Source organism: Flavobacterium sp. XN-5 (assembly GCF_008033395.2).
GTDB lineage: Bacteria > Bacteroidota > Bacteroidia > Flavobacteriales > Flavobacteriaceae > Flavobacterium > Flavobacterium hiemivividum.
Map to the genome: position 1 here is coordinate 42,215 of NZ_VOGZ02000002.1, position 12,676 is coordinate 54,890.

Below are 12,676 nucleotides of genomic sequence, written 5' to 3' on the forward strand. Positions count from 1 at the left end.
ATATTACTTAATTTTGTCACTAATTAACAAAAAAAAATTACATGCTCAAGTTTTTTAAGATTATAGCGATCCTAGAAGGAATTTCATATTTGGCTTTATTTTCGAATATGCTTTTTATCAAACCTACAAATTTAGAATTATACAAAACTCTATTATATCCCATAGGAATGAGTCACGGGGTACTTTTTATAGGTTATGTTTTGATGGCTATTTTACTAAAAAAACCACAAAATTGGGATTTTAAGACTTTTTCTATTATCCAATTAGCATCTCTAATTCCATTTGGTACATTTTATATCGAAAAGAAATATTGCGTAAATGCTTAAATTCATAGAAAAAACATTCACGTTTTTTTATCCTATATTCCGTAAATGGGGAATGGGTTACAGCGTTGCATCTTATATAAGTCTGATTCTTAATATAGCGTTGATGTGCATTTTGGCATATACTATCTATATTGTATTCCGACTTGTTCTAGTTACTATAATGATTTTTATAGCACAAAAGACCAAAACGAATTTCGATGATTTATTAGTTTCGAATAAAACTGCGAAATACATAGCCCACTTAATTCCCTTGCTTTTCATTTATAAATCAGTTCCGGTAATTTTAGAACGTTATGAATATTGGGAAGGCGTTTTTGGGAAGTTAGTGGGAATCTATATTGTTATTTTAGTGTTATGGATCATTCGTACGATCTTTAATGCGTTACGCGATTATCTAAAACTAAAACCGCGATACAGCGATAAACCCATTGACAGTTTCATTCAGGTTATCATGATTGTGCTATGGATTGTGGGAATTACAATTATCATCTCGAGATTATTCGAAATAGGTCATACGGAACTCTTGACCACTTTTGGAGCCGTATCAGCAATTATCATCTTAATATTTAGAGATATTATTCTAGGTTTTGTAGCCAGCGTTCAGGTGTCTGTTAATGATATGATTCGAATAGGCGACTGGATTACGATGAGTAAATTTGGCGCTGACGGAAATGTTATCGAAATCAATTTGACTACTGTAAAAGTGCGAAATTTTGATAATACGACTACTACTATTCCAACGTATAGCTTAAGTTCTGATTCTTTTCAAAACTGGCGCGGTATGCTTAACTCAGATGGGCGACGTATCAAAAGGCATGTCTTGATAAAAACCAGCAGTATTCATTTTTTGACTAATGAAGAACTTATAAAACTAAAGGATATATCGCTTATCAGTGATTACATTGACACACGAATGGCTGAAGTTGATAAATTCAATATGGATAATGCTATCGATAAATCACTAGCTATTAATGGTCGAAATCTTACGAATGTAGGTTTGTTTAGAAAATATATTACCCAGTATCTAAACAAACATCCGGCCATAAACAAAGATTTGTTACTTCTATGTCGCCAAATGCAACCCACCGCGCAAGGTGTTCCATTAGAAGTTTATGCTTTTACAAGCGACAAGCAATGGCAAAATTATGAATATATCATGTCGGATATATTTGATCATATTATTGCATCAGTTCCATATTTTGGTCTGGAGCTTTATGAAATGCCTTCAAGCAATGAGTTTCTTCAACAATAAGTAAAAATTCAGATTTGATATAACCACAAAAAAGGGACTGTAGACTTTAATCTTCATTCCCTTTTCTATGTTTATCGAAAATCGTTACAATCGATTTCTTACAAATTCAATTTCTGTTTTACCGTGCGCTTTCGGCTTACCGTCCGCTCCCAAGTTTACCATAGTAGTACTCGCTATAGAAATAATCGTTTCGCGCGTCATCATATTTCGAACCTCACATTTTAAGGTTAGTGAAGTGTTTCCAAACTTTACTACATCAATACCAATTTCGATAATATCTCCTTGTTTTGCTGAACTAGTAAAATTAATTTCCGACATGTGTTTAGTGACCACTCTTTGATTCTCTAGCTGAACTATTGAATATAAAGCTAATTCTTCATCGATCCAAGCTAATAATTGCCCGCCGAATAAAGTTCCATTTGGATTTAAGTCTTCTGGTTTTATCCATTTTCTGGTGTGAAATCGCATCTTTTTATTTTTTATAATGCTAAATTAACCTATCTCCGTTTCTTTTGTTCTATTTTTAAAGAAAAAAAAATGGATAAGAGAGATAATTTTTTAAAAGAATTTAGAGGAGCAACAATAGGAAGTATTAGTTCGCATTCCTCTACTGAAGAAATGTTCCAAAATGAAGTTCTTCGCCCCATACTAAAGCTACAAAATGATTTATTTGTTGCCAGTTTCAAAAATTATTCTGCTAAGTACAAGAGTGATTTTTATTCACAAACGACGGAAAAGAAGTTGGCTTCCATCGAAAACGCCATTCAAAAAGACATTAAATATAGAAATGCTTTAAAGGGAATGGTTATAGGACTTTTCACAGCTGAGGAATATGTGTTTTATATCAATAATTCATCAAACCTCAATAAAAGAATGATGAATATGTTGATCGAAAGGTTAAAAAGCCAGGTACAACTGTTTGAAGTCGAAACACTTTAGTAAAAATGAAATTTAAGCTATAGATTTAAATTCGGATTGGTTTTTTCTCAACAGACAGCGAGCATGCGCGTTTATATTTTGATATTCTCAATAAACTCAAGCATTCGAATAAAAATAATAGGAATATCTAATAATTTAAGTATTCATACTATTTTTAATGTAAAAACACGAATTGTATAGCTTTTTACTTCTATTTACACAAATATTTTCGTTATTATTGTTAAAAGTAAAATGTATGAAAGAAGAATATTTTAAGTGGTATTCTCCTAACCTAGATAAGGAGATCGAGATGTTAGTTTTTGGACATTCCGGATATCCGGTAATACTGTTTCCTACTTCGATGGGAAGTTTCCATGAAAATAAAGATATGGGTCTGATAGAATCGGCTAGATGGTATGTGGAGCAAGGTTTAATTCAAATTTATTGTCCAGATAGCATTGATAGAGATAGCTTTTATAACAAGAATATTCATCCTGTACATCGCATCGAAAATCATGTCCGCTACGACAAAATGATTTGTCACGAAATTGTAGAGAAAGTAAAAAATAATACTCCTACGGCGAAAGTTGCCGTTGCTGGCTGTAGCTTTGGTGGCTATCACGCAGCTAATTTTGCCTTCAGACATCCTGGTTATGTGAGTCATTTGTTTTCTATGAGTGGTGCTTTTAACATAAAAAGCTTTCTAGATGGTTTTCATAATGACGATGTGTTTTTTAATAGTCCTGAGGATTATTTATATGGATTAGAAGATCGCCAATTATGGCAGATGGATATTGTTCTAGGAACCTCAAATTGGGATATTTGCTTTGATGCCAATCTAAAATTAAGCAAAGTATTGAGCGACAAGAATGTACATCACTGGCTTGATATACGCCAAGAACGAACCCATGATTGGCCTTTATGGCAGGAAATGTTTGCTCATTACCTATCCCGAATCAAGTTTTTCTAAAGTTCTAACTAAACACAAAAAATATATCTAAATTAATAAGGTAAACGAGATAAAAAATGAAGAAAATTGGAATTTTATTTGGGATGGAAGATACCTATCCGCAAGCATTTATTGACCGTGTTAATTCGAAAAACGAAAAAGGAATTATTGCTGAAGCGGTTTCCATCGACAAAGTAGTTCAAAATAAAGACGGAGAATATGCTGTCATCATCGACCGAATATCTCAAGATGTTCCCTTTTATCGCGCCTATTTAAAGAATGCAGCCATAACAGGCACAAATGTCATCAACAATCCATTCTGGTGGAGTGCAGATGATAAGTTTTTTAATAATTCATTAGCTGATACTCTTGGAGTACCATTACCCAATACGGTTTTATTGCCGTCTGCAGAACATCCGGCAGATACCACTGGAAAATCATTCAGAAACCTAAAATTCCCGATGGACTGGGAAGGAATATTCGATTATATAAAATTTCCCGCTTACATGAAACCTTATGCTGGCGGCGGATGGAAAAATGTTTATAGATTGGAAAACAAAGAAGAATTCTGGGAGAAACATCAAGAAACGAATCAGTTAGTGATGATGCTTCAAGAGGAAATAGTTTTTACCGAATATTTTAGAGTGTATTGCTTAGGTTGTAAAGCGGTTAGAATCATGCAGTATGAACCACGCAACCCGCATCACCTTCGTTACGTAATTGACGGTCCGCCCGTGGATAAAAAATTATTAGCAAGTATAAAAGATTATACTTTGCGACTTTGCAAAGGATTGGGTTATGATTTTAACACCGTCGAGTTTGCGGTCCGTGATGGTATTCCTTATGCCATTGATTTTGGTAATCCAGCACCCGATGCTGAGTTAACTTCTGTAGGCGCAGAAAACTTTGAATGGGTTGTAGAAGAATCGGCTAAAATGGCAATTGCTGCGGCCAAAAAGCAAAAACCAGGAAAAATGAATCTTACCTGGGGAACTTTTATGAAAGAGGCGGTTGCAGGAAATTAAAATTATCAGACAGCCAAAATCCTAGCCTAGATAGTCCCCAAATATCGGGAAGAAATTCCATCATTTTTTTTACGAGATGGATTGTATCAAATAGCTAATCCTGCTTGTCCGCAATCAGGAACAGCTTCTGAAAAAACTTTAGAAATGAAAAAATTACCTGCTTTCACACTTGGTGTTGAAGAAGAATATCAAATTATAGATCCCGAAACCAGAGACCTACGCTCCCATTTGTCAAAAATTGTGGATGGTGCAAAGATTATCCTCAACGAGCAAGTTAAGGCCGAAATGCATCAGTCGGTTGTCGAGGTAGGTACTAACATTTGTACAAATGTCAACGAAGCCGAAAAAGAAATTAAATTCCTGAGAAGCAAAATTGTAGAATTAGCCGATAAACAGGGATTAATTGTGGGTGCCGCTGGAACGCACCCTTTTTCGAAATGGCAAAATCAACCTATTACTGACGATCCGAGGTATCATACCATTGTAAACGAATTACAAGATGCTGCGCGCTCTAACTTAATATTTGGGATGCATTGCCATGTGGGGATTGAAAATCGCGAAATAGGATTGAAATTAATGAATCAAGCTTGCTATTTTTTACCGCATATTTTTGCTCTTTCTACCAATTCTCCTTTTTGGGAAGGCCGTCATACGGGCTACAAATCCTTCAGAACAAAAGTATTTGATAAATTTCCAAGAACCGGTTTGCCTGAATATTTTGATTCTGTGGCTTCTTACGATAATTTCCTAGAGACCTTGGTAAAAACCAATTGTATTGATAATCCAAAGAAAATTTGGTGGGATTTGCGTTTGCATCCTTTTTATGACACCATTGAATTCCGAATTTGTGATATGAGTCTAACAGTTGAAGAGACCATGTGTATCGTTGCTGTTATCCAAGCTGTTGTGGCAAAATTATATAAGCTCAACTTGCAGAATATGAGTTTCAATATCTACAGATTAGCGCTGATAAAAGAAAATAAATTCCGTGCCTCGCGTTATGGAATCGAGGGGCATATGATTGATTTCGGACTTCAAAAGGAAGTGGAAACAAGGGTATTAATTCTCGAATTGTTGGACTTTGTCGATGATGTTATAGACGAATTAGGCAGCCGTGAACAGATTAATTATGTGCATCAGATATTGAAAAACGGAACTGGTGCAGCGAAACAATTAGCAGTCTTCGAAAAAACAAATGACATTATAAAAGTGGTCGATTTTATTACCGATGAATTCACTAAAGGCTTATAAATTATTAGATTACATTTGTAACCTACTTTTTATTAACGATTACCAACATGGACAAGAAAAAAATTACAATCGCTCTTTTAGACATGTACAACGGTGAACCTAATCAGGGAATGCGCTGTATAATTGACATCATAAACAGATTTAGCCCTTTTGTTAGCTTCAAAATATATGATGTAAGAGGAAAATGTGAATTACCGAAAATCGAGCAGTACGATATTTATATCTCAACTGGCGGTCCAGGAAATCCATTAATTGGGGATGGTACTTGGGATACAAAATACTACGCATTTATTGACACCTTAACCAAATGGAACTTAGAAAATCCGGTAAAAAAACATGTATTGTTTATTTGTCATTCCTTTCAAATGGCTTGCAAGCACTTTGGCTTAGCAGAGATAACAAAAAGGAATGATACTTCCTTTGGAGTAATGACGATACATAAAACCAAAGAAGGTCAAACAGATCCTTTATTCGAAGGCTTAAGCGATCCATTCTATGCTATTGATTCTAGAGATTACCAAGTGGTACAGCCTAATCTCAAAGTTTTTTCGAAAAAGGGGGCCAAAATAATTTCCCTCGAAAAAATAAGAGATCATGTACAATACGAGCGTGCAATTATGGCGGTGAGATTCACAGATTATTTTGTAGGTACTCAATTTCATCCTGAAGCAGATGCAATTAGCTTCGTTTCTCACCTTAGAAATAAGGAGGCCAAGGAAAAAATAAAAGAGATGAAAGGAAAAAGAAAGTTTAGAAATATGCTAGAAGATTTGATGGATGACGACAAGATCTACAGAACGAACGAAACCTTGATTCCGAATTTTCTTCGTACGGCTATAAACGATTTATTAAAAACAAAAAAGACGATGTCTAATTAATTCCTCCTAGTCGTTATGATTTCAAAATTTCGAAAACAATTCAATGAGCAATTTACGGAAGAAAAATACCAGCTATTAAAAGATGATATTGCAGCCGATTTTGATTATGAACCTACTTTTCGAATAGCGGAAACTCCTTTTTTTATTTCTAACGAGCTAAAAGAACAATTAGTAGAAGGCTGTGATGCTATTATAGCTTTAATTCAGAACAAAGACTTCAAGTCCTTGACAAATAAATCATTAGATTTAAATACAAAAGTACCTAATGAAGACGATCACACCACTTTTTTAGCGATTGATTTTGGAATTTGTGAAGAAGACAGTGTTGTAATCCCGAAGTTGATTGAAGTCCAGGGATTTCCTACCTTATACAATTATCAGGCAAATTTGTATAATAAGTATGTGTGTCAATATCCTTTTCTCAACGAATTGACTCCTTACTTTAATGGGCTCAACGAAGAAGAATATCTCAAAATTGTGGAAGAAGTAATCTGCAACAATCATCCTAAGGAAAATGTTATTTTACTCGAAATAGAGCCCGAAAAGCAAAATACTAAAATTGACTTTTATTATTGTCAAAGAGATATTGGAATACCGATTGTGTGCGTAACGGAACTAATTAAAAAAGGCAAGCAACTATTTTATAAAAATGAAAATGGCGAGGATATACTTGTCAAGCGCATTTACAACAGGGTAATTTTTGATGAATTAGATTTACGCACTGATTTAAAATTAGACTTTAGCTTCTCCGATGATCTTGATGTAGAATGGGCTGGACATCCCAATTGGTTTTTTAGAATCAGTAAATTCATTCTGCCTTTCTTAAAAGGGAAATATTTTATTGAAACGACATTGCTAAGCGACTTGACTGAAATCCCTAAGGATTTAGAGAATTATGTATTAAAACCCTTATTTTCTTTTTCTGGTACAGGCGTTATTTTCCATGTGAAAAAAGAAGATATCGAAGCAGTTGAAGAAAAAGAACTCTATATTCTTCAGAAGAAAGTAAACTATATTCCCATCGTACAATCTCCTGATGGCAAAGTAAAAGCCGAAGTTCGTGTACTTTGCACTTGGAAAAAAGACGATGTCGCTCCTACACTATTATGCAACCTGGTTCGTTTAAGCCGGGGCGAAATGATAGGTGTAAAATTCAATAAAGACAAAGACTGGGTTGGTGGAACAATTGGTTTATTTGAGAGGTAATACCTTTACTTCCAAAGTTTTTCGAATAAAACTGGACAAATTTTCCCCATGGTTTCTGGTTCATCTGGATTCCAATTGAAATTTAGTAATGGATAGTTTTCGTCATTGGTCACAAAAGTATCATAATCAATATAGGCATACAGATCCTGGCCTGTTGTGTTTTTAAATGCATTCATCGCCACATACCAAAACCCTTCAAATTCATAAGATTCTTTGTCTTCAACCACTTGATCAATTAAAGCGTCTGGTTTAGATTTTACTTTGTAAAACACTTCTTTACCCTGAGAAATCAACCAACATCTAAAATATTCAAAACCGCCGTCAGTGCATCCGCCACTAACTATATAAGCCGCACACCATAATTCAGGATTATAACTGTCAAAAAGGAGTTTGTCTGTTCGCAAACGGAAGCCTATCATTTCCTGTGGCGTCAATTTCTCAATTGCCGCAACTAGAAAAATTTCTTGATCTTCTTGGTTTGTCGTTTCCTTAATTGAATTATCTATAAGTGCCCAATACGCTTCCTCAGCTAGCATTTCACTTGATTTTACAAGTCCTATCGAATCAAGATTAATTCGAAAATTACTTGCTTGATTTTCAATACTATCCATCTCTATTCCTTGATTTTTTGTGCTGTTTTGACTAAAAACAACAATACTGAAGAATAGAGATAGTAGCGTAATTGAATTTTTCATAAAGCAAATGGAATTTGGCAATGCTGTTTTTAATAAACCTTGGTAAAATTAATTAAAATTATTCTGTAATATTAAATTCTGCTACATAAAAATTTGGATCAATTTTAAGTTTCGGATTCTCAACAGAAATAGTGTTATTGGTCCATGCTGTTGTTGGTTTAAGCCATTGTTCTTTTCCATTAATGAAAATTTTTACCGGCATATTGAAGTCTGCAACACAGTTAGTCCAGCGGAAGCCCATTTTATTGTCTTTGAAGAAATACTCTAATGTAGGTATTCTAGTGTCTCTTAAATATTGATCAAAGAAAGATTGTAAGTCCAGCCCAGCATGGTCACTAAGGTAACCCTCAATTTGTTTTGTAGTTACCGTTTGATGATAAAAAGTACTGTTCAATCCTCTTAATATCGATCTCCATTTTTCATCGCTATCTACAATTTGGCGTAAAGTATGTAGCATATTAGCGCCTTTGTAGTACATATCACTTGAACCTTCACTGTTCACATCATAGGTTCCTATAATTGGCATGTCGTTTTGAATCTTTTTTCGAAGTCCTCTTACGTATTCAAAACCGGCTTGTTTTCCATAAAAATATTCCACAAAGATACTTTCAGAATAGTTGGTAAAACTCTCATGAATCCACATGTCTGCGATATCCTTATTTGTAATGTTATTGGCAAACCATTCGTGTCCAGCTTCATGAATGATGATGAAATCAAATTTTAGCCCCCAACCTGTTCCACTTAAATCCGTACCTCTATAACCATTTTCAAAACCGTTACCATAAGTAACCGAGCTCTGATGTTCCATTCCTAAATATGGCGCTTCTACCAGTTTAAAACTGTCTTCATAAAAAGGATACGGCCCAAACCAGTGTTCAAAAGCCTCAAGCATTCTAGGTGCATCTTTAAATTGTTTTTTGGCTTTAGCCAAATTATCTTTTAAAACATAATAACTTAGGTCTAAATTGCCCTTTTCTCCTTTGTATTTTTCTGAAAAGGAAACGTAATCGCCTACATTTATATTTACTCCGTAATTATTGATCGGATTCGAAACGTACCAATTAAAGGTTTTTGTTCCGTCTTTTAGTTTTTTAACACTTTGCAGACGTCCATTAGACACATTCGTCAAATTTCCAGGAACATTCACGCTAATTAGCATATTATCAACTTCATCGTACATATGATCTTTGTTTGGCCACCAAACACTAGCTCCCAATCCTTGACAAGTTGACGCTATAAATGGGTTACCGTTACTGTCTTTTTTCCAAGTTATACCACCGTCCCATGGTGGGTTGTTAGCCACTTTTGGTTTTCCGCCGTAAAAAACTGTAAGCTCTTTTATGCTACCCTCTTTTTGTCGAGCAACCAAGTCAATGAAATAGGCATTACCTTCCCTGTTGTACTTTAATTCGACACCGTCCTGAATCACTTTATTTATTGTTAAAGGATTTTGAAGATCAATTTGCATGCGGTTGTATTCTTCTACAACCTTGTATTTAATAGTGTTTGAACCAGTTATAGTACTATCCTTAGGATTTACTTTAATATCTAAATGGTAGTGTTTAACGTCCCACCAAGCTCTTTCTTTGGTAATACTTCCTCTTAAGCTATCTTGTCTGGTAAATTTTTGTTCTAAATGATGTTGTGCCTTTGCTTCACTAAATGCTAAAAATGATAATAATATAATGCCTATCTGCTTTTTCATATTGTATTCGTTATAAATAAATTTAAACTTTTATAATCTGTAAATTTAATTCTCTAAATGTTATTTTCGGGGATAATTTTGAATAAATTCTTGGAGTAATTTGTTTTCTTTTCCTCGTATTTGCATAATTACTTTATTATTTTCGAAATCAAACTTTAGTAGACCAAAATTAATGTCGTTTACTACTTCACCTTTTACATATGGGTTTTCCTCTCCTGAATAAGTGGTATAAGTATGCGTTAATCCGCTTGAAGTAAAATCAATTAAAGGATAATTTAAACCACTAACACTTTTTGATGAAAAAGTCGCAATATGGCGATCACCTGATATTATAAAAGCACCACGTGCTTTTGAGGAAACTATCATTTTTTCTAACTTCTCCACTTCATGAGGAAAATTTGCCCAAGCTTCAAAACCATGCTTATTAGACAAAAATTGAATACTACTTACAATCACGTTAAACTGGGCATTCGATGATTTGAGTTCGTTTTCTAGCCATTGCCATTGCGTAACACCTAAAAGCGTTCCTTCACCGTATTTATTAGGTTGAAAACGTTTATTCCCAGATGCTTTCGTTAGTTTAGTTCTAAAAAATCGGGTATCTAATACAATAATTTTTACGCGGTTTTTATTTACAAGAATCGTTTTTGCGGTATAAACTCCGTCTCTATTTCGTTCAGTAGCATTCTTTGAAGTACCTAAGAAGTCGAGTAATAATTGTTGACTTTCTCTTTTAAATGGATATTCAACTCCCCCATCATTTGCCCCGAAGTCATGATCATCCCAAGTTCCTAAAATGATTTTATTTTTAATAAACGAAAGATACGCTGAATCTTGCTTTTGAATTTTATAATTATTTTCAAGAAATTGCATGTCCTCAGTATCCGAATAAACATTATCTCCGCCCCAAATCCAAACAGCAGGATGATTACTATCTATGTCTGGCCAAAGTTCATTTTTAATCTTTTGGTTGTCGCAGGAACCAAAAGCTATTGTGAAAAGTGAATCTTGAGCAGACTTTTGAACTACAATCGAATCCTGTGCATGCGGTGTTTTACAACTTATAAAGGATAAAATACATAAAAGAAGAACCATTTTTTTCATCTGAAGAAATAATAAAATCTAATTTTAATTTTTTAAAAATTTCTTCGAAGGTAATAATAACAATGCGATTTAGAGTTAAATTAAGTTTATTAAAAAAGCGACTCATCAATTAAAAATGGTCGCTTATTTGTAAACTTTAAAAGAAAAAACTAATGCAACTTAGATACCTTTTCCTGCGGTACTACAACGGCATAATCGGCAACTAAGCGGTCGACATAATCATTTAATAACTCTAAAATCCTATCATTTTTATCTGACTTCACTACTAATCCTGCATGGTACTCCAAAGGGATTCTAAAGCAGACCTCGGGATCAGAAAAGGATGATAAATCAGGATTTTCATATTTTGACAAAGTAAGTACAATTCCTGCATATCCTTTTTTTACTTTAGGTAAAGTATATTTCTTTTCTCTTACCAATGCATCTTCAATGGCTGCCCATTCTTTCCAAAGATTAATATTGGAAGCAGCTTCAACCATTTCAGCTATATGGGCTCCGCCTACACGTGATGATGTTTCTAAAAAGTAAATTTCTCCATCTTCATCGCTTTTTATAAATTCTGTATGTGCGGCACCAAATTTTAATCCGAAGCCTTTCATAACTTGTTCATTTACTTTTTTTATCGCCTTATCATCTTCAGAATTATATGGAATATTCGAGCTACGAAAAACTCCGCCCGCATGCGATATTTCCATTGGCGTAGCTAAATATTTTGAAGACAAACTAAAAATGACTTTTCGATCTAATATCAAACTATCACAATGGTAAACCGCTCCAGGTATAAATTCTTCTAGTAAATATTTGAAACGGTTATTCCCCATTTCGTTAATATGAATCCATAAAGCTTCTTTATCATGCACTTTTATAATACCAGATGCTGAGGCTTCTGAGCGAGGTTTTAAAACCCAGGGTGGAGATACATTGTCAGCAAAAGCATTGATATCATGATCATTAAACAAGGAACAAAAATCAGGAATCGAAATACCACAACTCTTTGCCCTCATGCGCATCGCCAGTTTATCTCTAAAGTAACGACCTGTAGTTTGTCCCATACCGTCAATTCTCAGATTCTCTCTTAGATAGGTTGCTTTTTCTACATCGTAATCGTCTAATGCAACAATAGCATCAATTTTATTGGACTTCATTAAATTACCTACGCCCAATAATAAATGCTCTAAATTCCAGTCAGTATCCTGACCAGCCATGTAGAATATTTCATCAATAGCATCATGCGGCCATGGTTTATCTCTCAGTTTTTCACTAGTGATAAGATAGACTTTGTTGCCCAAACTTTTTAAATGAATTAAAAAATCGGCTCCCTTGAAATAATTTGAAATACAAATAAATGTTTTAGGATTTTGCATAAG

The 12,676-nt window shown here is 34.2% G+C and carries 13 protein-coding genes; 8 read left to right on the plus strand and 5 right to left on the minus strand.

Annotated elements, in window-relative coordinates; genetic code table 11:
* Positions 1 to 41: 41 nt before the first annotated feature.
* Both FQU23_RS05470 and FQU23_RS05475 read left to right on the plus strand, forming a co-directional pair.
* A complete protein-coding gene (locus FQU23_RS05470; RefSeq protein ID WP_147672975.1) occupies positions 42 to 326 on the plus strand; it encodes a DUF3817 domain-containing protein in 285 nt (94 codons plus the stop codon).
* The gene (locus FQU23_RS05475) at positions 319 to 1,578 is read left to right on the plus strand and encodes a mechanosensitive ion channel family protein (protein ID WP_147672976.1); all 1,260 of its coding nucleotides are present in this window, start codon (positions 319 to 321) and stop codon (positions 1,576 to 1,578) included. Before FQU23_RS05470 ends, FQU23_RS05475 begins: the two co-directional genes overlap by 8 nt.
* An 84-nt stretch (positions 1,579 to 1,662) precedes the next feature.
* Here the strand turns inward: FQU23_RS05475 and FQU23_RS05480 are convergent, their stop codons facing one another.
* A complete protein-coding gene (locus FQU23_RS05480; RefSeq protein ID WP_132109655.1) occupies positions 1,663 to 2,046 on the minus strand; it encodes an acyl-CoA thioesterase in 384 nt (127 codons plus the stop codon).
* A gap of 69 nt (positions 2,047 to 2,115) precedes the next feature.
* On the opposite strand from FQU23_RS05480, the gene FQU23_RS05485 reads away from it, so the two are divergent.
* From FQU23_RS05485 to FQU23_RS05510, 6 genes are all read left to right on the plus strand, one after another.
* A complete protein-coding gene (locus FQU23_RS05485; protein ID WP_147672977.1) occupies positions 2,116 to 2,517 on the plus strand; it encodes a glyoxalase in 402 nt (133 codons plus the stop codon).
* A gap of 235 nt (positions 2,518 to 2,752) precedes the next feature.
* Positions 2,753 to 3,466, plus strand: a complete 714-nt coding sequence (locus tag FQU23_RS05490) for an esterase family protein (RefSeq protein ID WP_147672978.1) — start codon at positions 2,753 to 2,755, stop codon at positions 3,464 to 3,466.
* Positions 3,467 to 3,522: 56 nt separating this feature from the next.
* Positions 3,523 to 4,470 carry a RimK family alpha-L-glutamate ligase gene (locus tag FQU23_RS05495; protein WP_147672979.1) on the plus strand — a complete coding sequence of 316 codons (948 nt, stop codon included), beginning with the start codon at positions 3,523 to 3,525 and terminating at the stop codon, positions 4,468 to 4,470.
* A gap of 144 nt (positions 4,471 to 4,614) precedes the next feature.
* A complete protein-coding gene (locus tag FQU23_RS05500; protein WP_132109651.1) occupies positions 4,615 to 5,721 on the plus strand; it encodes a carboxylate-amine ligase in 1,107 nt (368 codons plus the stop codon).
* A gap of 47 nt (positions 5,722 to 5,768) precedes the next feature.
* Positions 5,769 to 6,599 carry a type 1 glutamine amidotransferase gene (locus FQU23_RS05505; RefSeq protein ID WP_147672980.1) on the plus strand — a complete coding sequence of 277 codons (831 nt, stop codon included), beginning with the start codon at positions 5,769 to 5,771 and terminating at the stop codon, positions 6,597 to 6,599.
* 15 nt (positions 6,600 to 6,614) lie between these two features.
* Positions 6,615 to 7,805, plus strand: coding sequence for a hypothetical protein (locus tag FQU23_RS05510; RefSeq protein ID WP_147672981.1), 1,191 nt, complete (start codon positions 6,615 to 6,617; stop codon positions 7,803 to 7,805).
* A 5-nt stretch (positions 7,806 to 7,810) separates the two neighbouring features.
* Here FQU23_RS05510 and FQU23_RS05515 read toward each other — a convergent pair whose 3' ends face one another.
* The 4 genes from FQU23_RS05515 to FQU23_RS05530 all read right to left on the minus strand — a co-directional run bounded on the left by FQU23_RS05515 (position 7,811) and on the right by FQU23_RS05530 (position 12,673).
* A complete protein-coding gene (locus FQU23_RS05515; protein ID WP_147672982.1) occupies positions 7,811 to 8,500 on the minus strand; it encodes a DUF4240 domain-containing protein in 690 nt (229 codons plus the stop codon).
* A 58-nt stretch (positions 8,501 to 8,558) separates the two neighbouring features.
* A complete protein-coding gene (locus FQU23_RS05520) occupies positions 8,559 to 10,205 on the minus strand; it encodes a M1 family metallopeptidase (RefSeq protein ID WP_147672983.1) in 1,647 nt (548 codons plus the stop codon).
* A gap of 60 nt (positions 10,206 to 10,265) precedes the next feature.
* The gene (locus FQU23_RS05525; RefSeq protein ID WP_147672984.1) at positions 10,266 to 11,309 is read right to left on the minus strand and encodes an alkaline phosphatase D family protein; all 1,044 of its coding nucleotides are present in this window, start codon (positions 11,307 to 11,309) and stop codon (positions 10,266 to 10,268) included.
* Positions 11,310 to 11,458: 149 nt separating this feature from the next.
* Entirely contained in the window at positions 11,459 to 12,673 is a 1,215-nt protein-coding gene (locus FQU23_RS05530) for an acetyl-CoA carboxylase biotin carboxylase subunit family protein (RefSeq protein WP_147672985.1), read from the minus strand.
* Between the last annotated feature and the right edge of the window lie 3 nt (positions 12,674 to 12,676).

Bases quoted from the DNA above. Each gene is read 5' to 3' on its own strand.
- FQU23_RS05470 (WP_147672975.1), top strand. From the start codon at position 42: ATGCTCAAGTTTTTTAAGATTATAGCGATCCTAGAAGGAATTTCATAT.
- FQU23_RS05475 (WP_147672976.1), top strand. From the start codon at position 319: ATGCTTAAATTCATAGAAAAAACATTCACGTTTTTTTATCCTATATTC.
- FQU23_RS05480 (WP_132109655.1), bottom strand. From the start codon at position 2,046: ATGCGATTTCACACCAGAAAATGGATAAAACCAGAAGACTTAAATCCA.
- FQU23_RS05485 (WP_147672977.1), top strand. From the start codon at position 2,116: ATGGATAAGAGAGATAATTTTTTAAAAGAATTTAGAGGAGCAACAATA.
- FQU23_RS05490 (WP_147672978.1), top strand. From the start codon at position 2,753: ATGAAAGAAGAATATTTTAAGTGGTATTCTCCTAACCTAGATAAGGAG.
- FQU23_RS05495 (WP_147672979.1), top strand. From the start codon at position 3,523: ATGAAGAAAATTGGAATTTTATTTGGGATGGAAGATACCTATCCGCAA.
- FQU23_RS05500 (WP_132109651.1), top strand. From the start codon at position 4,615: ATGAAAAAATTACCTGCTTTCACACTTGGTGTTGAAGAAGAATATCAA.
- FQU23_RS05505 (WP_147672980.1), top strand. From the start codon at position 5,769: ATGGACAAGAAAAAAATTACAATCGCTCTTTTAGACATGTACAACGGT.
- FQU23_RS05510 (WP_147672981.1), top strand. From the start codon at position 6,615: ATGATTTCAAAATTTCGAAAACAATTCAATGAGCAATTTACGGAAGAA.
- FQU23_RS05515 (WP_147672982.1), bottom strand. From the start codon at position 8,500: ATGAAAAATTCAATTACGCTACTATCTCTATTCTTCAGTATTGTTGTT.
- FQU23_RS05520 (WP_147672983.1), bottom strand. From the start codon at position 10,205: ATGAAAAAGCAGATAGGCATTATATTATTATCATTTTTAGCATTTAGT.
- FQU23_RS05525 (WP_147672984.1), bottom strand. From the start codon at position 11,309: ATGAAAAAAATGGTTCTTCTTTTATGTATTTTATCCTTTATAAGTTGT.
- FQU23_RS05530 (WP_147672985.1), bottom strand. From the start codon at position 12,673: ATGCAAAATCCTAAAACATTTATTTGTATTTCAAATTATTTCAAGGGA.